The sequence below is a fragment of the Falsibacillus albus genome (genome assembly GCF_003668575.1).
In the GTDB taxonomy this organism is placed as follows: Bacteria; Bacillota; Bacilli; order Bacillales; family DSM-25281; genus Falsibacillus; species Falsibacillus albus.
Genome location: NZ_RCVZ01000009.1, coordinates 151,024 through 173,068 on the forward strand (window position 1 = coordinate 151,024; position 22,045 = coordinate 173,068).

The 22,045-nt window shown below is 42.8% G+C and carries 24 protein-coding genes; 16 read left to right on the forward strand and 8 right to left on the reverse strand.

What is annotated here, in order from left to right; all coding sequences use genetic code 11:
- Positions 1-18: 18 nt before the first annotated feature.
- Positions 19-783 carry an aminoglycoside phosphotransferase family protein gene (locus tag D9X91_RS13850; RefSeq protein ID WP_121681227.1) on the forward strand — a complete coding sequence of 255 codons (765 nt, stop codon included), beginning with the start codon at positions 19-21 and terminating at the stop codon, positions 781-783.
- A gap of 557 nt (positions 784-1,340) precedes the next feature.
- Positions 1,341-2,012 (forward strand): HAD hydrolase-like protein, encoded by a 672-nt coding sequence (locus tag D9X91_RS13860; protein ID WP_121681229.1) that lies wholly within the window; start codon positions 1,341-1,343, stop codon positions 2,010-2,012.
- Positions 2,013-2,053: 41 nt separating this feature from the next.
- Here the strand turns inward: D9X91_RS13860 and D9X91_RS13865 are convergent, their stop codons facing one another.
- Positions 2,054-2,305, reverse strand: coding sequence for a hypothetical protein (locus D9X91_RS13865; RefSeq protein ID WP_121681230.1), 252 nt, complete (start codon positions 2,303-2,305; stop codon positions 2,054-2,056).
- A gap of 93 nt (positions 2,306-2,398) precedes the next feature.
- Between D9X91_RS13865 and D9X91_RS13870 the strand changes: the two genes are divergently transcribed.
- Both D9X91_RS13870 and D9X91_RS13875 read left to right on the forward strand, forming a co-directional pair.
- The gene (locus D9X91_RS13870) at positions 2,399-2,938 is read left to right on the forward strand and encodes a GNAT family N-acetyltransferase (protein WP_121681231.1); all 540 of its coding nucleotides are present in this window, start codon (positions 2,399-2,401) and stop codon (positions 2,936-2,938) included.
- An 88-nt stretch (positions 2,939-3,026) separates the two neighbouring features.
- Positions 3,027-3,575: a hypothetical protein gene (locus D9X91_RS13875; RefSeq protein ID WP_121681232.1), complete on the forward strand. Its 549-nt coding sequence runs from the start codon at positions 3,027-3,029 to the stop codon at positions 3,573-3,575.
- A gap of 67 nt (positions 3,576-3,642) precedes the next feature.
- Here the strand turns inward: D9X91_RS13875 and D9X91_RS13880 are convergent, their stop codons facing one another.
- On the reverse strand, positions 3,643-4,359 hold the full coding sequence (locus tag D9X91_RS13880; RefSeq protein WP_121681233.1) for a CPBP family intramembrane glutamic endopeptidase: 717 nt from the start codon (positions 4,357-4,359) through the stop codon (positions 3,643-3,645).
- 305 nt (positions 4,360-4,664) lie between these two features.
- On the opposite strand from D9X91_RS13880, the gene D9X91_RS13885 reads away from it, so the two are divergent.
- The 3 genes from D9X91_RS13885 (at position 4,665) to D9X91_RS13895 (ending at position 6,767) form a co-directional block, all read left to right on the forward strand.
- On the forward strand, positions 4,665-5,576 hold the full coding sequence (locus D9X91_RS13885; RefSeq protein ID WP_121681234.1) for a hypothetical protein: 912 nt from the start codon (positions 4,665-4,667) through the stop codon (positions 5,574-5,576).
- 512 nt (positions 5,577-6,088) lie between these two features.
- Positions 6,089-6,259: a hypothetical protein gene (locus tag D9X91_RS22530; protein WP_158598322.1), complete on the forward strand. Its 171-nt coding sequence runs from the start codon at positions 6,089-6,091 to the stop codon at positions 6,257-6,259.
- Between the two features lie 16 nt (positions 6,260-6,275).
- Complete coding sequence (locus D9X91_RS13895; RefSeq protein ID WP_121681236.1) at positions 6,276-6,767, forward strand: hypothetical protein; 492 nt, start codon at positions 6,276-6,278, stop codon at positions 6,765-6,767.
- A gap of 23 nt (positions 6,768-6,790) precedes the next feature.
- On the opposite strand, the gene D9X91_RS13900 is transcribed toward D9X91_RS13895, so the two are convergent.
- Complete coding sequence (locus D9X91_RS13900) at positions 6,791-7,333, reverse strand: GNAT family N-acetyltransferase (protein ID WP_121681237.1); 543 nt, start codon at positions 7,331-7,333, stop codon at positions 6,791-6,793.
- Between the two features lie 145 nt (positions 7,334-7,478).
- Here D9X91_RS13900 and D9X91_RS13905 point away from each other — a divergent pair, with 145 nt between their 5' ends.
- From D9X91_RS13905 to D9X91_RS13915, 3 genes are all read left to right on the forward strand, one after another.
- Complete coding sequence (locus D9X91_RS13905; RefSeq protein ID WP_121681238.1) at positions 7,479-7,940, forward strand: GyrI-like domain-containing protein; 462 nt, start codon at positions 7,479-7,481, stop codon at positions 7,938-7,940.
- A gap of 304 nt (positions 7,941-8,244) precedes the next feature.
- Positions 8,245-8,964 carry a YwaF family protein gene (locus D9X91_RS13910; RefSeq protein ID WP_121681239.1) on the forward strand — a complete coding sequence of 240 codons (720 nt, stop codon included), beginning with the start codon at positions 8,245-8,247 and terminating at the stop codon, positions 8,962-8,964.
- Between the two features lie 88 nt (positions 8,965-9,052).
- A complete protein-coding gene (locus tag D9X91_RS13915) occupies positions 9,053-9,832 on the forward strand; it encodes an alpha/beta hydrolase family protein (RefSeq protein ID WP_158598323.1) in 780 nt (259 codons plus the stop codon).
- A 253-nt stretch (positions 9,833-10,085) separates the two neighbouring features.
- On the opposite strand, the gene D9X91_RS13920 is transcribed toward D9X91_RS13915, so the two are convergent.
- Together D9X91_RS13920 and D9X91_RS13925 are read right to left on the reverse strand one after the other, a co-directional pair.
- Positions 10,086-10,187 (reverse strand): YjcZ family sporulation protein, encoded by a 102-nt coding sequence (locus D9X91_RS13920; RefSeq protein WP_121681241.1) that lies wholly within the window; start codon positions 10,185-10,187, stop codon positions 10,086-10,088.
- A gap of 169 nt (positions 10,188-10,356) precedes the next feature.
- On the reverse strand, positions 10,357-11,004 hold the full coding sequence (locus D9X91_RS13925) for a 2OG-Fe(II) oxygenase (RefSeq protein ID WP_121681242.1): 648 nt from the start codon (positions 11,002-11,004) through the stop codon (positions 10,357-10,359).
- A gap of 276 nt (positions 11,005-11,280) precedes the next feature.
- Between D9X91_RS13925 and D9X91_RS13930 the strand changes: the two genes are divergently transcribed.
- From D9X91_RS13930 to D9X91_RS13940, 3 genes are all read left to right on the forward strand, one after another.
- Entirely contained in the window at positions 11,281-13,470 is a 2,190-nt protein-coding gene (locus tag D9X91_RS13930; protein ID WP_121681243.1) for a hypothetical protein, read from the forward strand.
- 69 nt (positions 13,471-13,539) lie between these two features.
- Positions 13,540-14,250 carry an SDR family NAD(P)-dependent oxidoreductase gene (locus D9X91_RS13935; RefSeq protein WP_121681244.1) on the forward strand — a complete coding sequence of 237 codons (711 nt, stop codon included), beginning with the start codon at positions 13,540-13,542 and terminating at the stop codon, positions 14,248-14,250.
- A gap of 22 nt (positions 14,251-14,272) precedes the next feature.
- Entirely contained in the window at positions 14,273-14,638 is a 366-nt protein-coding gene (locus D9X91_RS13940; protein WP_121681284.1) for a MerR family transcriptional regulator, read from the forward strand.
- A 429-nt stretch (positions 14,639-15,067) separates the two neighbouring features.
- On the opposite strand, the gene D9X91_RS13945 is transcribed toward D9X91_RS13940, so the two are convergent.
- Together D9X91_RS13945 and D9X91_RS13950 are read right to left on the reverse strand one after the other, a co-directional pair.
- A complete protein-coding gene (locus tag D9X91_RS13945) occupies positions 15,068-16,678 on the reverse strand; it encodes a glycoside hydrolase family 43 protein (RefSeq protein WP_121681245.1) in 1,611 nt (536 codons plus the stop codon).
- A 39-nt stretch (positions 16,679-16,717) separates the two neighbouring features.
- The gene (locus D9X91_RS13950) at positions 16,718-17,905 is read right to left on the reverse strand and encodes an ROK family transcriptional regulator (RefSeq protein WP_121681246.1); all 1,188 of its coding nucleotides are present in this window, start codon (positions 17,903-17,905) and stop codon (positions 16,718-16,720) included.
- A gap of 156 nt (positions 17,906-18,061) precedes the next feature.
- Here D9X91_RS13950 and D9X91_RS13955 point away from each other — a divergent pair, with 156 nt between their 5' ends.
- The 3 genes from D9X91_RS13955 to D9X91_RS13965 all read left to right on the forward strand — a co-directional run bounded on the left by D9X91_RS13955 (position 18,062) and on the right by D9X91_RS13965 (position 21,157).
- The gene (locus tag D9X91_RS13955; protein WP_121681247.1) at positions 18,062-19,363 is read left to right on the forward strand and encodes an extracellular solute-binding protein; all 1,302 of its coding nucleotides are present in this window, start codon (positions 18,062-18,064) and stop codon (positions 19,361-19,363) included.
- A 79-nt stretch (positions 19,364-19,442) separates the two neighbouring features.
- Positions 19,443-20,321: a carbohydrate ABC transporter permease gene (locus D9X91_RS13960; RefSeq protein ID WP_121681248.1), complete on the forward strand. Its 879-nt coding sequence runs from the start codon at positions 19,443-19,445 to the stop codon at positions 20,319-20,321.
- Between the two features lie 14 nt (positions 20,322-20,335).
- Positions 20,336-21,157 (forward strand): carbohydrate ABC transporter permease, encoded by an 822-nt coding sequence (locus tag D9X91_RS13965; RefSeq protein WP_121681249.1) that lies wholly within the window; start codon positions 20,336-20,338, stop codon positions 21,155-21,157.
- 263 nt (positions 21,158-21,420) lie between these two features.
- Here D9X91_RS13965 and D9X91_RS13970 read toward each other — a convergent pair whose 3' ends face one another.
- Complete coding sequence (locus tag D9X91_RS13970; RefSeq protein ID WP_121681250.1) at positions 21,421-22,038, reverse strand: YesL family protein; 618 nt, start codon at positions 22,036-22,038, stop codon at positions 21,421-21,423.
- Between the last annotated feature and the right edge of the window lie 7 nt (positions 22,039-22,045).

Sequence of the window (22,045 nt, forward strand, 5' to 3'; positions counted from 1 at the left end):
TGGAAGAGGAGGTCAACAATGAACGACCAATTAAAGGGGAAAATCGAGAAAGAAATAGGGGAAATCAACAAGATAGAATTACTGGCTGAACAAGGATGGACGTCACAAGTGAGTAAGATCGTTTCAGTCGAAGGTACATATTTGCTTAAGAGTGCTTTCCAAGAAAAATATCGGACATGGCTGAAGGAAGAGGCTGGAATTTTAGAAAAACTGAGTTATGAGAAAGAGGTCCCCGTCCCTTCATATCACGGATTCATTGAAGAAAAGGATGCCAGCCATCTATTCATGTCGTTTGAAAATGGCAGGAGCTTAACGGCTGCGTTGAGAGACGCAGCATCCACCACCGAAAAGCGAGCCCTGGTGAAAAGCTTCGGACGATTTCTTCAACACTATCACGAAATGGAGCCGATCAAACTGCTTGAGAAAGAAGGGGAGTGGCTGGAACGACAGCTGATTCTAGCCCAAAGATATGTGGAAAGCGGACAAGCGGATGGGACAATGGAGTTATTAAACCAGTTAAAGACTCAAAAGCCTTCTTCGGTGAAACAAACCATGATTCACGGAGACTGCACAACGGATAACGTGTTCGTCATCGATCGGGAAGTGCAGCTGTTCATTGATATCGCCGGCATGACAGTGGGGGACCCCCGCTATGACATATCCTTGGCCATCCGGAAATTCACCCCGGAACTGATTCAAGCGTTCTATGAAGGATACACACGCTATCAAGTCACGAAGGAAGAATATCAATTTTTTGATGAAGGACTTTATGAGTTTTTTTGATAGAGTTATAGATTTTTAAGGTTTTACTGATGAAAAGACATTGATTGAAGTGGAAAATGCGAGAATCTTGGGCGATCAGGGATAGTCTGAAAAGAGCAGTGAAGGGATATCAGCGAAATTGTGCAATATATCTACGAAAATTTCGTTTTATCTACGAAATCGGAACATATATCTGCGAAAAACTCGAAATATCAATTATTCTACCTTTCTCGACAAATTTCGCTATCTATATGAAATGCGACAAAAATACAGAACTTGTTCAGTGAAAGGATAAAACATGATTAATTTTCTTTTGCGCCTATTTTCCGCAGGAACCGATCAATCTTTAGATACACATAAAATTGATCAAAATATCGAGCGGCTTCAGCAATATAATTGGTTTCAAGCGCTATATGAAGATCAGAAATATCATCGCCAATTCTTTGTTAATAGAAAAGTAAGGGAGTATTTACAGAGCAAACCTCGAGTAAACAAATTGATCAATAATGAAAAGGCTCGAAAAAAATTCCTAATGCTCTTAGAAGAACAATCACGCTAATCATCCAGGAGGGAACACGATGTTAAAATCACTGATCTTCGATATGGATGGAACACTGTTTCAAACTGATAAAATCTTAGAACTATCACTCGATGACACCTTCAGCCATCTGCGCTCACTAGGCCAATGGGAAAATGAAACACCGATCGAAAAGTATCGTGAAATCATGGGTGTTCCGCTGCCCCGCGTATGGGAAGCGTTAATGCCTGACCATTCAGGACAGCTAAGGGAAGAAATGAACGATTATTTTCTGGAAAGATTAATAGAGAATATTAGCGGGGGAAAAGGCGCCCTCTACCCGAACGTAGAGGAAGTCTTCAGTTTTTTAAAAGAAAATGGCTATTCCATATTCATCGCGAGCAATGGGCTGATCGACTATTTACAAGCCATTGTGAGCCATTATCATTTGGACAAGTGGGTCACGGAAACGTTCAGTATCCAGCAGATCCAATCCCTTGATAAAGGCGAGCTGGTCAACACGATTTTATCCAAATATGACATAAAAGAAGCAGCAGTCGTCGGAGACCGCCTCTCAGATATTAATGCCGCGAAAGATAACGGCTTAATCGCTGTGGGGTGTAATTTCGATTTCGCCAAGGAAGAAGAGCTGGCGCAGGCAGATATCGTCATTGATGATCTGATGGAACTGAAAACCATTTTGCCTAGGTTCAGCATTAAGCATAGGGAGTAGTTTCGAGTATTAAAGCTAACAGATCGATGTCATGCCTTTCGTTATGGTTCCAGTGCGATCATCAACATAATCCGTTCCATGCTCACAGTTTTTTTTTTATTTTCCCATTTCACGATATACGCATTCCACTCGTGGGTGATGGATATGATGTGAACCTCGCCGATGCTGCCAGAGTGTCTTTTTAACACAATCGATTTCGCTTGTTCTTTAGATATGGTGCGTTCAGCAAAGACGCTGCAGCCGCTATTGAGCAAAAGCAGCAAGATAGAAAATATGAAAAGTTTCCGCTTCATCGAATCTCACCTCCATATTTTTAGACGATTATCCAAGTATGTAAGTTCCAATTTATTCAATAACATATGACGACTATAGAAAAGGGGATTACGATGTTTACATTAAAAGTGAATGAAGAACTATCATTAAAATTACTTGAAAAGGAAGACGCCAAGGAATTGTTCGCACTGGTGGATGAGTCCCGGAACTATTTGAGGGAGTGGCTTCCGTGGGTGGATAACATGAAACATGAAAAGGAATATGAACCGGTCATCGAAATGTGGTTGAAACAGTTCGCCGCACATGACGGTTTTCAAGTCGGCATCCTCTATAAAGGATATTTAGCAGGCATGGTTGGATATCATGGCATCAATTGGTCAAATAGGAGAACGAGCATCGGCTATTGGCTTGCCGAAAAATATCAGGGCAACGGAATCATGACAGCCGCTGTAAAGGCTTTGATTGACCTGGCTTTTGAAGAATATCAATTGAATCGCGTTGAAATCCAGTGTGGTGTGGAGAATCACAAAAGCAAAAGCATCCCTGAACGCCTTGGATTTAAGCAGGATGGAATCGTCAGGGATGCTGAATACTTATATGACCATTTCCACGACTGTGTGATGTACAGCATTCTAGCGAAAGAATGGAAGTAAAAATATTCAATCTCCTAGTTCAATCGTACAAGCCTCAACCATCGTTCTACATAAAATAATTAGAACAATGGTTGAAAGGAGAAGGAAGATGAGTAATGAATTTCAATTTAATATAAGAACACAATTCAGCTTCTTGGTTGATGATGAGACGCTTAGTTGTATTCTAGCCGGCATTGCTGCTGAAAATCCTGAGAGTGTCAATCTTACAGGGTTTATGCAAACGAAGCTTTTCAATCCGGATGATTGCTGTGAAAGGAACACTGGCTGTAATATTGTAAGGGTGGTTCCAGGTCAAATTGATTCTGAAACGATTGAGGATATTAATAGAGTAGAGGATGTACTAAACACGCTTGGCGTCGATTATCAAATGAAAGCAGTCATTCAAATCGCGAATATTGTACCGGGTGTTCCAGGCATAGTAAACGCTATATTTGGCGCGTTGTTCTGCCAGGTAACGGTTGAAGCATTTTATCCAGGAGAAAACACTAGATTGATATTGGATGTAAAAACAGAGGATCTGAGCAAAGCGCTTGCGATCTTGGAACAGCCTTCGCCCCTTCCGCAATGCATCAAAACTTGCAGGCCGGGCTCGGGTGAAAACTGCGATCCATGCAATCCGTGCGATGGCGTGTACTAATCGCTTAGCATCAATGGGAAAGCAAAAAGCAAGGGATGCGATGATCATTCCTTGCTTTTTTAACCCTTTACACAGGTATTTGAACCTCTTGAGAAGACGCGGGCTTTTTATTAGACGTAAACACAAATTTCACATCGATCAGAAAATGAATCAGGATGCATATCCAAAGGTTTCCAGTCGCAAGGTAGACGTAAAGCAATGCTCCCCCCATGTAAGCCGTACCAACGACACCTTTCCATCCTTGGTATAAATGAACGATGCCGAATAACAAGCTCATTACGATCATCAGCGGGATAATCGATAATTGAAGATCAATATGATTGAAGTAGTACAGCATCACCCCGCGAAAGACAACCTCCTCGCAAAAGCCGGCGGTCAGAGCGACAAGAGCAAAGAGAAGCCTCTCCCCAAAGGTAGACGGAAGCATGAAGCGGATGCTGTCCATTTGACGTTCAAAATAGGATAGGAGATTTTGCTTAAGTTTTTTTGAAAACAGAAAAATCAATCCGAATATGGCGATGGTGGATAACACACCCCAAAAAACCTGTTTTAAATGGGCTGATTGATCATGAAGAATCGGAGTGCTGACGATAAACAAATCTTTAATGGAGCGTTTGGTGGCGAAAAAATAGATTAAAAACACTCCGGTAAAGATCCATTGCGGAATGATGATCGTCCAATACATTTTATAGTTGTTGGAAAAATCCGCGTGCTTCATATAAAGGTAATCCCAAATCGGGTACCCGATAATGATGCACAATAATAGAACGGCGATGATGAACATGATTTACCCCCTTTAGTCTCTCTACCATCCTACTACAAATTTTCCAAATTTAACAAATTAATTTTCAGACAAGGAGGAACATGGTTTATAAAAATATTTGGTTGAGATTAACAGCTAATTTTGAAATAATTGGTATATAATTAACGATTAGTGTAAGAAAGGAGTATTCGCAATGGGAATAGTAGTGGCATTATTATGCACAGGTTCAATCTTGTTTCTCGCTTGGAAAGCAGGAGATAAGGAAAAGGAGCAGGGAAGATAAAGTTAATTCACCGCAACCATGGAGGCAACGGAGGAGTGAGGAATTGATTATAAAAAAACCGATCATACTTTTAATCATGAGCTTAGTCGTGATCATGTCTGCTTGCAGTCATACATCCAATTCAACAGCGTCAAAGTCTGAACAATCATCACAAAGCAATACGGATTCTTCCAAAAATACACCATCCACCACGAAGACGAACAGCAGCGGGAACAACGAAGATTCTACTGCATCTGCAGACAAGACAAAGAGTCCGACTGATAGCCTCTTTGACCCTGTCATTGCAGACGCAATGGAGTATGTAAAAGACCATACAAAAATCTCATTGATGGCTCCAGCCAAGGCCGATTTCAAACCAAATGTCCAGTATATGAGCGCCAAGGCAACGGCCGATCAGAAAAGCTACTCGGTGAATCTTATCTCAACCGACAAACCAATTCCACTAAACAGCCCGACTCTTTCATCTGTAGAATATGACGATATGAACAAGTTGATAGGAAGGTTCAGCGCAACGGCGTATTCTTCTCCTGAAGATGCAAAAGCGCAGTTACATAAATCGTATGAAGGTGATATTGCCCCCGCCTACCAGCCGCCTCCAGATTCAGAGTCAACCAAGGTGGATCTCGGCCACGGAATCACAGGCACTGCCTATTCTTCATTTCCGATGGTGGAATGGAATGAAGGGAAATGGACCCTGCAGGTTTGGGACGGCACGCTGGAGCAAGATATTCAAGAAGCCCAAAAGATTGTAGCCTTTTTAGACACGAACCTGCTGCCTCCAACCGATGGCGTGTTTGGGGAAAATCTCGCCGGTGATGGACAGCATACCACCGCAGCATGGGCATACGGCAATACCGTGTATTCAACTTTTAGCTATCAAAGTGGCTTGATGGCAGCAGAAATGGCCGCTGCCTCACGCGTGTATCCTGATGGGCAGTCCATGGGGCGAAACTGAAGAAAAAAGTAAATCCATTCACTGTAGACACGGGTATCGAGAGGACATCTCGATACCTTTTGTCATTTTTACTTGTTTATGTTTAAAGGTCTTCTTCAAAAATGCCCTTGGACAAATTAAGGGTTTTAGAATTAGGTCCAAAAAGCTTCGTGATGGAATTAACCGCAAGTATGATGGAATAACTTCCGGAAGTGATGGAGAAAACTCAAATAGTGATGGAATAAATCCTTTTTGTGATGGAAAAAACGCAGATAGTGATGGAATTGATCCAAACTCTGATGGAATCCCCCCACTCCACCATTGAAAAAAATCGAATCACATTTGGAAGCATCGATAATTTCCGCGCAGCATCCATTCAATTTGTCCTTTTTCTGGCTGGTGTGATCCGAAATTTCAATTTTTTGAAAGGAAAAGTGATAGGACTTTATCAATTACACCTTCCTTTTTGAATCGGGTTAATTGGATATTTATGTTAAAATAAAAAAGGTAGATTTATATATTGGAGGTTTACAATGAATAAAAATTTTTTAGGAACACTGTCAATCTTATTTGGCGAAATTTTCCTGGTTTTATACCTATCCCTGAAGGTTCCGACTTCACTAAATACGGTTTTTCTTGTGGTAAGCCTCGTATTGAACATCTCTGGATTTTTGTTGATCTTGAAATCTGTTAAGACATCCTAAGGAGGGGGCTAGTAAATTGAAATGGAATAAAAAATTTGTTATTACCCTCAGCATCATATTTTTGGTTGGAGGAGTATTCATTTTTCAATCGTGGAATCCTTCGACACCAGCTGAGGCTTTAAAAAAGAAGATTCCTTCATTAGGTTCTTCCCTTTACGAGGAAAAGAGTGAAAATCAAGACTTTGCCATCTATACCTCTTCATCGTCGCAGCGACAAGTAGTTACTGCTTTTTTAGAAAAAAATATTTTCAGCGCTTGGAAAATAAGAAACATAACGCGGACGGATATTCAGGAGCGAAATACTGGCAGCTGGTCAACTTATCATGACATGAATCAAAATCAATACACAGCAATCGGGATAATCGATCCGGATGTCAAAAAAGTCATTTTTCCAAACAATAAATCGGCTCAAATCATCAATATACCTGATAGTAAAAGTCGCATTTGGATTTATACATATGATAAGAATGATTTAGATGGCAGTTTCACACCTGAATTTATAAATTAAAAACTCCCTTCACTGAAGGGAGTTTAGTTATGATCAGAGATGATGGCAAAAATCTGATGATCTTCCCATTGCCCGTTAATCTTTACTCCTTTTCGCTCAATCCCTTCTTTATGGAAACCGGCCTTTTCCAAAACCCGCATGGAACCGATATTGCTCAACATCACTCCTGCATCGACACGGTGCAGGTTTAGCTCATTAAACGCAAAGTATACTGCCAGGGAAACTGCTTCTGTGGCATATCCTTTCCCGGTATATTGATGATCCAATGAATAACCGATCAAGCTTCTCTGAAGTGAACCCCGCGAAACACGATAGAGCGATACATCGCCAATCAATGTCTCGTTATCTTTTAAAAAGATGCCAAAAGAGTATTGTTTATCTTCTTCTCTAAGCTTCATGGAATTGTGAATATACTGCCGTTTCGACTCGAGCGTAAAATAACCATCGGCAAAAGTCGGTGAATACTTCTGAATCAGCTCGCCGTTTCTTACATGAAAATCGAGTAAATCTTCGGCATCTCCGTCTTTAAAAAAGCGAATAAAAATATCATTGCCCACAAGACCCATCCCCCTTATATATAATTATCTATATTATCCATGAACTCTTGAACCTTTGCCATTATCCCGGTCAGATAAACACATAAAAAGACAGGAGAAATCCTTCACTATTATTTATCATTGTATTTGAGCGACAGAAATGGAGGTTTTAAAAATGGAATTGAAAGAAGTGATAAAGAAAGCATTTGTGCTGGTCGGCTACAGTGCCGCAGGAAAATGGGGGTGTGATGCCGTCTATCCGATCCCTAGTTTATGGGGAAAATCGATTAAATTTATTTCTGACCACCAAGTAGAAAAAATTGTCGGCGTCTGCCTGCCGCCACGAAGCGACCACTATTTCTATACGTGCGGCATGGAAATGGTGTCAGTTGATTTCGGAAAAATTGAAAAAGGAATGACTGTGCATACTTTTCCAGCACAAAAATACGTGGTGTTCAAGCATCTCGGTCCCGCTAAAAGCATTCCCCATACTTATAGAAAGCTCTGGGACGTATTTGACAAACAGGGTTATGCAATTAAAGAAGGTGTGCCTGAAATTGAAATCGTCAAAACCAATCTGTTCGGGAAAGAAGAAACCGATGAATATGAGATGGAAATATGGGTGCCGGTACATTGACATGCGTCCCGTGATACAGATCGTCTTTTTTCATTAATTATGAACCGGCAATTAAAAGAAATCAGCGAAATCCAGCCAAGTATCTTCGAAAATCCAATTTTATCTACGAAAAAGGACCATATATCTTCGAAAATCCCAATATATCGATTATTCTACTATTCTCGACAAATTTCGCCACCGCTGCATATCAAACCTCATCCCCACAAAACCCTTCCGAAATTTCTCCAATAATGTCTTAATCCCCATCAGGGCCGAATAGACTATTTATAATAACCACTTATTTTCAAAAGGAAGGGGTGGCAATATGTTTTCGGCTACAGAAATGCGCACGTTCGAATTGTTTTCTGTTCCGCATATCACTGTACTTTTGATCTTTGTGGCGATATCATTTCTTCTTATTTTTTTCAAAGGTTACTTGAAGCCCCGGCAGTCGGTCATCAAATGGGTGCTGTTCTGGGCGCTGGTCATATGTGAAGTGTCCGGCCAGATCTGGAACATCGCAACCGATCAATGGGATGTTGGCAGTTTGCCGCTGCAGCTATGCTCCTTCAGTATGTTTCTGATCATCTATTTATGCTTCAAGCCGAATCCTAAAGTGTTTTATGTATTGTTTTTCATTGGTTTCCTCCCGCCCATCCTAAGCATGGTCACACCCGAATTGTTCTACCAATTTCCCCACTACAGCTTCCTAAGATACTTCTTGTTTCATTCCGCCATCGCCTGGTCCGTTTTGTATTTCATCGTCTATGAGGGATATCGCGTCCCGATCAAAGCCATTTGGACCGGCTTCCTAATGATCAATGCCCTCGCCGTCCCTATCTTTTTCATCAACATTCTCCTCGGCACTAATTTCTTATATCTGGCAAGCCCGACCGAATCCGAAACCATTTTATCCTTTTTCGGCACCGGCATCATGTATTACATCAACCTGGAAATCGCAGCGGTAATCGTCTTTTTCATCTCGTACATCCCGATGGCGCTGCTTGTGAAGCGGGAGGGGAGGAAGGTGGAAGGATCCCGATAGAGTTTTTGTTCATGATAGATTACAATATTCATATTCATGAAATTAGAAAATTTTAGCATATCAAAGGGTGGTCAGGATGCAAAAGAGAATGTTAAAACTTTTAAAAATTCCAAGCGGTGAAGATGTGATCATTGGGAGAATATACATTGCAGAAGGGGAAGGGCCGCATCCAACGGCTCTTTTTCTGCATGGGTTTCCGGGAGTCATGATGAATCTGGATACAGCTGCGGAACTTCAGGAGCGGGGAATCAACGTATTGGTCATAAATTACCGAGGCACATGGGGGAGTCAAGGAACATTCTCGTTCACCCATTCATTAGAAGATGTAGGTGCAGCCCTTCACTACATTAAAGAAAAGGAAGCTGCCAGCGAAAATCGAATCGATGCGGAGCGGATTGTACTGGTGGGGCATAGCTTTGGCGGTTTCTTGGCACTAGTTGCAGCCGCATCGGATCCAACAATAAAAGCTGCCGCGTCGCTTTCTGGAGCCAATTTCGGATTGTTTGCACGACTAGTGGAACAGGACCCAGACTTTGAGCCCCAGCTAGCGGAAGTGCTAAGAGAAAGCACCTATTTCCTGAATGGTGCATCGGTCGGGGCGATTATAGAAGAAATCAAAATTAATAAAGAGGAGTGGAATACGTTTCAAATTGCCCCGCGACTCGCAGACAAAAAAATTCTCTTAACTGCTGCAGCATATGACAGTCAGCTGCCAAAATCTCAATTCCATGATCCACTTGCTGCGATGCTTCAAGATGCTGGTGCCCGAAACCTTCAATGCAAAGTTTTTGATACCGATCATAACTACATCGATATGCGAAAAGAACTAGCGTCCACTTTGTATGGGTGGATGATGGACGTGGTGTGAAAGATTTGCAATCCTTTTGGGGTAGTATTCGCGTACTATTTTAATGCTGCAGATATAATCTCCTGCGGGGAAAAACGGAGTCAGGCAGACTGCAGACTCCGTATGCTCCCGACCCGTCCGCAGAGAGCATATGTACACGCCCCTCTTGATGGAAAAATAAAAAAACCTGTAGGATGACCTACAGGAAAAACGAATCTTTCTGATCCGTAATGAAAGGTGGTTTGCGTGGCTAAAGTGGTGGTTATGTCAATTATTAGCATCCATAGCCTCGACCACCAACAAAGGATGCTCCGATAATGATAAGCAAAATAAACAGAACCACAACTAATGCGAATCCTGAACCATATCCAGTCATGTTATTTCCCTCCTTATAAAACACTCTTTTACACAATATGTAGAGGTGGAGAAATTGCCTGTGTATTTCAGTAAAAGGAATAAAGCTGGACTGACTCATTTTTTTAAAAAAGTTAAGAACCTCATGATAGTACAAAAATAGACGGAGCAAATGCCCCGTCCTGATCTATTTATCGCACCATTTTCCTTCTCATCCACTGTGTGGCCGCCCATTTGTCGCCGATGACGACAGGCGCACCGCCGTGGAGGGTTAGGTCGTTCAATGCTTGATCATCATAGAAATATTCAAAATACACGGCCATTCCTTTTTGCGGGGAAACGGCCAATTTCAAACTCGGAAAGTACGTCTCGCCGCCTTGTTCGACATCATTCAAGTACATGACCAGCGTACTGATCCTTGGATTCGCAACCGGCCGGCTCGCCGATGTGAAGAAATCAAAATGGGCCTTGTACTCCTGCCCGATTTGATAATTAAGGATCTGCAGCCCTTCACCATGCTCAACCGGGATATTCATAATTTGCGAGATTCGCTTCTCGACCCTCGCCACCACATCACTTTCTCCTTCAGGCAAAAAAGTGCTGCTGCTCGTCCGCAGCTGGTTCACTTCGCGGACCGAACCGATTTTAGAACGATCCATTCGACTTTGCGACAAACGGATCAGCTCGTCGCATTCCTCATCGCTCAACACATTCCCCAATACCGCAATCAACGGTTCTTCCATTCTGGCAATAATCTGGATTTCCCGATCATCCGTTACGATTTTATTCCCCACATGGCTAAAAATCGTCTGTTCTTTCGTTTCAACTGTCAATTTCATCGACCTCTTTAATATTTTATAAAATTCAGAAAAATAAAAGACTGGAGGCAGAAAGGGATTACTCTACATTTCATTTGTTCTCCATCCTGAAAACCATGAGCAAAAAAATATATATTTTAATTGCCTGCAACTACCTCCACGAAATTGACGGAACCATAGTTGAAACAAGAAGAATCCCAATCAAATAATTTAATATTTTTCTTATAAATATTACACCGTGAAGAGAAGTTTTACTATCTTTATTTGTGGCAAATTTGTGGAAAAAAATAGGTTTGTTTGTTTTGGACAAACAGATGGGGTCTAAATGATCAGCTGCCCGTCACGAGCAAAAATCGAAACGAAGGGAACCAGAATGAGGATCTGGTTCCCGTCATGAGCGAAAATCGAAACGAAGGGAACCAAAATGGGGATCTGGTGCCCGTCATGAGCGAAAATCGAAACGAAGGGAACCAGAATGAGGATCTGGTGCCCGTCACGAGCAAAAATCGAAATAAGGGGAATCAGAAGGATGATCAGCTGCCCGTCACGAGCAAAAATCGAAACGAAGGGAATCAGAAGGATGATCAGCTGCCCGTCACGAGCAAAAATCGAAACGAAGGGAACCAGAATGAGGATCTGGTGCCCGTCATGAGCGAAAATCGAAACGAAGGGAACCAAAATGGGGATCTGGTGCCCGTCATGAGCGAAAATCGAAACGAAGGGAACCAGAATGAGGATCTGGTGCCCGTCACGAGCAAAAATCGAAATAAGGGGAATCAGAAGGATGATCAGCTGCCCGTCACGAGCAAAAATCGAAACGAAGGGAATCAGAAGGATGATCAGCTGCCCGTCACGAGCAAAAATCGAAACGAAGGGAACCAGAATGAGGATCTGGTGCCCGTCACGAGCAAAAATCGAAATAAGGGGAATCAGAAAGAGGATCTGATTCCCGCCACGAGCAAAAATCGAAATAAGGGGAATCAGAAAGAGGATCTGATTCCCGTCGTGAACAAAAATCGAAATGAAGGGAATCAGAATGAGGACCTGATGCCCGTCACAAGTAAAAATCGAAATAAAGGGAATCAGAATGAGGACCTGATGCCCGTCACAAGTAAAAATCGAAATGAAGGGAACCAGAATGATGATCTGATTCCCGTTACAAGCAAAAATCGAAATAAAGGGAATCAGAATGAGGACCTGATGCCCGTCATAAGTAAAAATCGAAATGAAGGGAACCAGAATGAGGACCTGATTCCCGTTACAAGCAAAAATCGAAATAAAGGGAATCAGAATGAGGACCTGATGCCCGTCATAAGTAAAAATCGAAATGAAGGGAACCAGAATGATGATCTGATTCCCGTCACAAGCAAAAATCGAAACGAAGGGAACCAGAATGGGAATCTGATTCCCGTCACGAGAAAAAATCGAAATGAAAGGAATCAGAAGGATGATCTGATACCCGTCACGAGCAAAAATCGAAACGAAGGGAACCAGAATGAGGATCTGGTGCCCGTCATGAGCGAAAATCGAAACGAAGGGAACCAGAATGATGATCTGCTGCCCGTCACGAGCAAAAATCGACATAAAGGGAATCAGAATGAGGACCTGATGCCCGTCATAAGTAAAAATCGAAATGAAGGGAACCAGAACGAGGTTCTGCTGCCCGTCATGAGCAAAAATCGAAACGAAGGGAATCAGAATGATGATCAGCTGCCCGTCACGAGCAAAAATCGAAACGAAGGGAATCAGAAGGATGATCTGATGCCCGTCACGAGCAAAAATCGAAACGAAGGGAACCAGAATGAGGATCTGGTGCCCGTCATGAGCGAAAATCGAAACGAAGGGAACCAGAATGATGATCTGCTGCCCGTCACGAGCAAAAATCGACATAAAGGGAATCAGAATGAGGACCTGATGCCCGTCATAAGTAAAAATCGAAATGAAGGGAACCAGAACGAGGTTCTGCTGCCCGTCATGAGCAAAAATCGAAACGAAGGGAATCAGAATGATGATCAGCTGCCCGTCACGAGCAAAAATCGAAACGAAGGGAATCAGAAGGATGATCTGATGCCCGTCACGAGCAAAAATCGAAACGAAGGGAACCAGAATGAGGATCTGGTGCCCGTCATGAGCGAAAATCGAAACGAAGGGAACCAGAATGATGATCTGATTCCCGTCACAAGTAAAAATCGAAATGAAGGGAACCAGAATGATGATCTGATTCCCGTTACAAGCAAAAATCGAAATAAAGGGAATCAGAATGAGGACCTGATGCCCGTCATAAGTAAAAATCGAAACGAAGGGAATCAGAATGGGGATCTGGTGCCCGTCGTGAGCAAAATTGATAATGCTGGGAATCAGAATGAGAATGCATTCGCCGCACCAAACCAAACCAGTAACCGCAGCGAAGCGAGGAGTGTCGCTGATCCTTCCACGGAAATTGCGCCGATTCCACAGCCCTTATTTTTTCTGATAAAAAAACCTTGACCTAAACTTAGGTTTAGGTTGTATCGTTAAACCTGTAGCGATGAAAAATAACAATTGGAGGAAATATATATGACTAAATATGCACTCGTAACAGGCGCCAACAAAGGGATTGGATTGGAAGTCGTCCGTCAATTGGCAGAAAAAGAGTATCATGTGTTTTTAGGGGCACGGAATGAGGAGCTTGGAGAAAAGGCGGTTCAATCATTGGGGCTTGCAAATGTTTCATTCCTGCACGTGGATGTCACAGACTCCGGATCAATCAAACATGCATATCAAAAAGTGCAAGAAGTGTCGGAAACGTTGGATATCCTGATCAATAACGCCGGGGTTTTTCTCGACCATCACAGCACGCCGAGTCAGACCAACGAGGAAACGCTTCGCCGTGAGTTCGATGTTAATTTCTTTGGCGCGTTCCAAATGATTCAAACGTTCCTGCCGCTAGTGAAGAAAGCAGAAGGCGGAAAAATCGTGAATGTCACAACGGACATGGCTTCCCAAACGATGTTCGACAACGGTCAAACCGCCCCAATCAATGCGTTGGGCTATAACGCTTCAAAGACGGCTATGAATGCGTTGACGTTGGCATTTGGAAAAGAATTCAGCGACAATGGACCGGAAATTTTCGGAGTGACACCAGGCTTTACAACCACAGATCTTAACGGAAATGCACCAGGCGGAAAAACAAAGGCCGAAAGCGCACAAATCATTACGCAATACGCATTGGACAATGCGAACTATCATGGTAAAATACTTGATAAAAATGGAATCATTCCTTGGTAATAATGAAAGGATCGATCATTCGATGACCTATACAATCGGACAAGTTGCAGACATGCTTCAACTAACCATCTCGCAGCTCCGCTATTACGACAAGCAAGGGCTCATGCCTTTTGTCAAAAGAACGGAGAAAGGCGACCGGATCTTTGACGAGGGATCGCTTAAATTTCTTGAAATGATCCTATGTTTAAAAAACACGGGCATGCCGATCAAAGACATCAAACAGTTCATAGATTGGAACATGGCCGGCGGGGATACCCTTCCGAAGCGGTTGGACATGATGAAACAGCAAGAAGAGAACGTTCAAAATCAACTTCGAGAAACACAGGCAAACTTGAAGAGAATTCAAGAGAAAATCGCGCGGTATGAACGGGAAATGAAAGAAGAGTAATAATCGTGGCAGGTTGAGAGAAAAAGCAAGATTACTGCTCCGCGGAAAGCAGGCATCAAGCATCGGAATTTAATAGTGGTATATTTTAAAAAATTAATCTGTAGACAAATTTGAAATTCTTCACGTTTGTCTATTTTTTTATTTTTGAATCTTTTTGGAGCTGGCACGTGGGTGCATCAAAGTCGATAAATAACCATTTAAATCAAATTTTTCATCTTCTATAAAATCAGTAATGATCAAAGATTCCGTCTTAAGCATTGTGGATTCCTCCTGAATATTATTGTTAACTATATCATTCCCGGATTATTAGACTTTTAATCAACTAAAATAGAATGTTTGAAAAAAATAGGGCTTGATGCCTAGAACTTACTGGAATAAAAATAAAGCCTTCCCCCCTATCAGGGGGCGGCTCTATGCTTGAAAAATGGTTTACTTTTCCTCCCGATAAATAAAATAATCAAAGTCTGCATGAAGGTTTTGTCCGGAAGTATCCTGGCATTGCATTCCGACAAACGCACCTGTAAAGAATCCCCCGCCTTGTATGTAGTCATCCGAGAGCTTATAGGAATACAATTTGACGGGAATCTTTGTCCAGTCCTCGCCATTAAAGGAATAGGAGTATTCATAAATGGACGAGCTCACTTTTACGCCCAGATAGACATATTCGACCGTTTCTGGAATGACGATCGGATCATCTTTCAGTGGCTGGTCGAATGAGAAGTTATCACAGGTGGTAAGTTCAAGGATGCGTCCTTTATCTTCATGCCAGGTAATCTGGAGGGCAGTCCAGTTTTGTGTATTATAGTAGTTTACGAGTCCGGCAGCTTGCTGGAATGTTTCCGGGTGAAAGGAAAGCTTCGTTTCAGCTGTGAAGTGAAAGTGCTGCCAGCGTCTGGCGATATGGGCCTGGGTGAACTTCGATGTCAAAGATTCCTTTCCATAAAGGCGCAGGTGGCCTGGATGGTCGGTTAATGAAAGGATTTCTTTCCCCAGTGGTATGCGCAAGGACTGAAAATGAAGGTTCAATTTTTCAGCGTTGAAGTCATCTTTCTCTTCAAAATCTTTTTCCCATTTCATCTCAGGAATATCCGGTCCTTCAATTTCGGGGGAAGGCTGGTTTCCTCCGACGATATATGGCCAATCATCTTTCCATGAGAGGCGCTGAATGGCAGTTTCTCTCCCTAATGGACAATATCCGCGTGGATCGAGCAGCGCTTTGTTTTCATCCGGCAGCGGGCGCCCGGTTAAATGTACGAGAAACCATTCATCCGTATGAGTCTGGACGATGGACGCATGACCGGCTTTTTGCAGTCGGTTCCTCGGATAAGGAAAGGACGTGATCAACGGATTGTCAGGGTGAACTTCATACGGCCCCCATAGGTTCTTCGAACGGGCGAGGGTTGCCTGATGATCGTATTTGGTTCCGCCTTCTGCTGTTAGCAGGTAGTAATATTCGTTTATTTTATAAAGGTGAGGCGCTTCGGTCAGCTTAATATCAGTACCCTTGAAAATGATTTCTTTTTTGCCGATCAGCTTCTGCTCGTTAACGCTAAACTCCTGCATGACGATGCCATAGAAGTTGTGGCGGCCGATTCGGTGATCCCACATCATGTTGACGAGATACTTTTTTCCATCTTCGTGATGGAATAATGATGGATCGAAGCCTGAGCTGTTAAGATGAACCGGTTCAGACCATTCACCGTCAATCGCGTCACAGGTGACGAGGTAATTATGGCAGTCTTTCCATTGTCCATCGACGACTTTGACATCGGTATAGATGAGCCAGAATTTCTCATCACTATAGGACAGGGCAGGGGCCCAAATCCCGCCTGAATCCGGATTACCCATCATATTCAGCTGGCTGATGCGGTTCAGGGGACGCGATGCCAGCCGCCAGTTTTTTAAATCTTTCGAATGGTAGATCCCGACACCCGGGAACCATTCAAAGGTGGATACGGCAATGTAATAATCTTCCCCTGCGAGGCAAATACTTGGATCTGGATTGAAGCCTGTTAGAATAGGGTTTTGAATCATAGTCATCGTCTTTCACCTCTCCTCATATTAAAAAGTCCTCATGTGTCATTGAGCCTCTTGGATATCTATACTCAAGAAATTTTCATTGGCATAAGCTGCCACACCTAATGCGGCGGCATGGGTGGATAGTGTTGAGAAATCAATGCTTAAATCTTTTTGATTCGTTAAAAGAGCCTGATTTAGTTGCTTTCTTACCGGATCCTCCAGCCATTTGGAGGATGCAGCCAATCGATTTCCAATGATGACTTGTTCAGGGTTGAAGATATTAACAATGTTATTGATACCAGTTCCTAAATACGCTCCGATTTCTTCAAAAACGCGGATGACTTCTGCATCTCCGTCTTCAGCGCGTTCGTTCAATGTCTCCAGTGAAAGCGCCTTTCCTTTGTCTGGCTGGATTCCTTTTTGTTCAGCCAGCTGGACAAGGGACTTTTCGGAAGCAAACAATTCCCAACAACCTTTGTTTCCGCATGAGCATGGAGGACCGTCAGCTTCAATGGTCATATGGCCGAGCTCGCCTGAGAAACCATTATTCCCTTTATAAAGTTCTCCGTTCAGGATTAAACCGGTACCGATTCCAATTCCGACACTGACATAGATGATGTTCGAGGAATCTTTGCCTGCCCCGAATTTCTTTTCTCCATAAGCACCGGCATTTGCTTCATTCTCAATCTGAACCGAAACATTATATTTCTCTTCCAGGATGTTTTTCAGATTGATATTTTTCCAATTTAAGTTGGGGGCGAGAAGGATTTCGCCGTCAGTGTTTACGGTACCCGGCACCCCGACTCCGATCCCGACCAAACCATATGTGCTTTGTGGCATTGAAGCAATCAGTTCATCCACGATAATAAATAATTCTTCGCGTATTTCTTCAAAGGTCAGGTCGTTAAATTGGATCTGCTTCTCAGAGCAGATGTTTCCTTGGAGATCGGTTAGGATTCCAAGAATATAGTTGACGCCAATATCGACCCCGATGGAATACCCGGCTTTTTGATTAAACAACAGCATGACTGGTCTTCTTCCGCCGCTTGAAACCCCCGGGCCCGACTCAAGGATCAAGTCTTCCTTTAGGAGTTCACTTACTTGAGAGGAGACGGTTCCTTTATTCAAGCCAGTTTGATTGGCGATGTCAGCCCTGGAAATAGGGGTGAATTCCTGGATGGTTTGAAGGACTAATGACTTGTTGCCCTTTTTGACAACGTGCTGATTGTAGGTCTGGATCATTTTCATTTGGTAGCTCCATTCTTTCACTATTTTTCCTTAGTGTACCATTTTCTAGTTCCATTATAAACTTAGTTTATCCACTAGACAAACATTGTTTTCGGTGATATTCTGAATTTAATGACAAATCCCTTGTCAAAATAATAAATATAGGGGGCATTTTTTTTGAGAAAAACGAAAGCGGTTACAATGACTGTCGCTCTGTTTACTGTACTTCTGTTATTTGCCGGCTGTTCTAATTCTGATGAAAAAGCCAATGGTTCAAGTGGCAAGAAAACGATTGAATTCATGCATCTATGGCCTAAAGGCAGCTCGAAGACGCACTATGAAATTGTCAATAATATCGTCAAGGATTATGAAAAGAAACACCCTGATGTGAAGGTTGACGTCCAAGTCCTCAGTAATGAACAGTATAAAGATAAACTGAAGGTACTATCCACTTCCAATAAATTGCCCGACGTCGGGATGACTTGGGCTGCAGGCTTCATGGAACCCTATGTAAGTGGAAATAAATTTGCACCATTGGATGATGTCATTAATAAAAATTTGAAAGATCAATTCGTACCTGGAACGGCGGAAGCGTTTGCGATTGATGGCAAGACGTACGGAATGCCGCTGGAATTGAATATTGCGACTGTTTTCTACAATAAAGCCATTTTTGATAAATATGGTTTAAAAGCCCCGAAAACCTTTGATGAGTTCCAACATGTCGTGAAAACGTTGAAAGATAATGGTGTGGCTCCGATTGCGCTTGGAAATAAAGATCGCTGGACAGGTTCTTTATGGTATATGTATCTGGCTGATCGAATCGGCGGGGGAGATACCATGACAAATGCGATTAACCGCTCAGGTTCCTTTGAAGATCCTGCGTTGGTTTCGGCTGCAAAAAAGGTGCAGGATTTAGTGGATATGGGCGCATTTGAAAAAGGCTTCAACGGATTGTCAGATGACGAAGCGAAGAGCATGTTCATGAACGGACAGGCCGGCATGTACCTCATCGGGACATGGGATCTTCCAAACTATACGACAAATGAAGATGTACCTAAGGAGTTCAGGGATTCGATCGATTATTTTAACTTCCCTACCGTTGATGGGAAAGGGGATATGAATAGCTTCGTCGGGGGACCTGGTGTCGGGTTATTCGTTGCGCAAAATTCTGATGTGAAGGAAGAAGCGAAAGACTTTGCTGCCTTCTTTGTAAAAGAATGGGGAGAAAAATCAGTAACGGATGCAGGCGTCATTCCGGCAACTAAGATCGATGCTGGATCATTGGATCTTCCGGATATGTATGTCAATGTGTTGAATGACTTAAGCAAAGCAAGCAATATTACTTTATTCGCAGATGTCCAAATGAGCCCGGATGTTGCCCAAGTACATCTGGACATGATCCAAGCACTGTTCGGCAAACAAGTGACACCAGAGAAATTTGCAAAAGAACAGGAACAAGCACTCGCGAAAGAAAAATAGAAGTGTCCACAACTAGCGAAAAGGACATCCCAATATGCTGGCTTGTCCTTTTCTACTTTCAAATATGGGGTTGAATGTAATGAATAAAGTAATGTCGAATAAGTGGATCATCACATTATACGTTCTCCCGGCACTCCTGCTGATCGGTGTCTTCATCTTCGTCCCATTGATCCTGACCGGCTACTATGGATTGATGGATTGGGATGGCATCGGTGCAATGAAGTTCATCGGATTGGAGAATTATATCAATGCCATTCAGGATGATAAGTTTTGGGAGAGTGCCCTTCATTCCTTCTTGCTTGCTGTGTTTTCAACAGCCAGCCTGATTATTTATCTCTTAATCTCGTTGATATTAGCATCCAAGATCAAAGGGGCAGACTTATTAAGGAAAATCTATTTAATTCCGATGCTGTTATCGTCAGTGGCCATTGCCCAGCTGTGGATCAAGGTCTTTAATCCAACAAATGGGATGTTAAACAGCCTATTGACGGCCATCGGCGTCGACAATCCGCCATCCTGGCTTGCAGAGCCTTCGGTTGTGTTATACGCCATCTTTATTCCGATTTTATGGCAATACGCGGGCTTTTATATTTTGATTTATTACGCTGCATTGAAGAATATCCCGGAGACGCTGGTAGAGGCGGCGAAGATCGATGGTGCGACGCCGCTTCAAATTGCTTTTAAAATAAAGCTGCCTTTGATCATGGGCGTGGTGAAAGTAACCATCGTATTAGCGGTCGTTGGTTCATTGAAATACTTCGATTTGATTTATGTCATGACAGGCGGGGGGCCCAATGGCGCCAGTGAAGTAATGGCCTCTTACATGTACAAGCTTGCCTTTACAAGCAATAACTTCGGCTACGGCAGTGCCATTGGTTTCTTACTGTTGATCATCACATTGATTGTGACCTTCATCGTCCGAAAAGCGACAGCGACCAAAGAAGAGATTCAATATTAAGGGAGGTTCATCACATGAAGCGCGCAGGTTATTTTCTGCTATATCTTTGCTTAGCCGTCGTGGCGGTCTTTCAAATATTTCCGGTCGTTTGGCTGTTTTTGTTCTCGTTAAAGGATAATCAGGACATTTTCTCGAAATCTCCATTTTCTCTGCCAACTGAATTCAGGTGGGAAAACTACGAGAAAGTATGGGAAGGAGGCATTGGGACTTATTTCTGGAATAGCATCTGGATTACAGCAGTCGCGATAATCTTGACGGTTTTGTTTGCAAGCATGGCGACATTCGTCATAACGAGAATGCAATGGAAGTTTAGCAAACTAGTATTGGGACTATTCATGGTCGGCTTGATGATCCCGATTCATTCCTCGATCATTCCGCTGTTCAGTATGTTTCTGCATGTAAATCTAATCGATAATCCATGGTCCATCGTGATCACCTATACGGCCTATAATCTGCCGATAACCATCATGATTCTGCTCGGCTTCTACTATACGCTTCCGAGTGAAATAGAAGAGGCTGCCATCATGGACGGATGTTCGATCCACAGACTGTTCTTTAGGATCATCCTGCCCATGACAATTCCGGTAATGTCGACCACTGTCATCATCAATATGATTTATAACTGGAATGAGTTCGTGTTCGTTAACACCTTTATCAGTTCAGACCAGTATAAAACATTGACTGTGGGAATCCAGAACTTTATCGGGCAGTATATGACGGATTGGGGAGCCATTGGCGCTACGCTTGTCATCAGCGTCTTGCCAATCCTATTGGCCTTCTTATTCTTTAGCAATAAAGTCGTAGAAGGCATTTCTTCAAGTGCTGTAAAAGGATGATTAGCAAAAAAAGAAGACTATCTTGGGCCTGTAGGCAAACTAGCTTACAGGCTTTTTGCTATTATTAATGGTTTGCTTGTATGGATTTTCATAGGTCGGCTGAGCCTACTGCTTCCATCTCTTCTCTCGGTCCAGGGTCATGACTGTCGAATTCACCCTTGATGTTGATTGGAGCGAGGAGGGCTCATCGCCGCCCCCTCGGTAAGCGAGCAGCCTTCCTTGGAAATCAACAGCACTGTTTGCAAACTGGAGAGAATAGTTTTTTATTCTCCATTTTCCCGCTGCAGACTGTTGAATGCGTGAAGCGAAATCGACATGGTGATAAAAGTATAAGAGCTTCCACCAAAGATAAATCCTAAGGCAGGAACAAAATACATCAGGAGGAACAAGCAAAAAAAGGAAAGCAGCATCAGCATGCTGTGAAATGGCTTAACCAGCATGATCAGCAGCGTCTGTTTGAGCAATTGGCGTACGCTCAAATCGAAATGCGCAAACGAAGGGAAGAGATATAAAAGAAATAAGAGAAAAAGGAGCATAAAAGCAAATAGCGGAACTTTAGTCCAGCTTAATTGGGTATTACCGGTCATTTGAAAATAAACAAAGTCGAGAACAATCAGGAGAACAAATGCAGTAATGATGAATCCTAATCGATTGCTCTTCCAGAACTCTCTCTTGAAATAGGACGCAAAGGAACGAAATAATGGCTCATCCGTCTTTCCCCTTAACCAATCGCGCACAATGGCAAACATGGCATTGGTCGAAGGGTAGAAGCCGAAAATAATGCCGCCGGCCAACATAAATAGCAGCCATAACAATTGAAGATATGCAAATCGGGTAATCCATACGAAAAGGCTATAAAAAGTACCATTCCAAGCGTTCATCTAGATG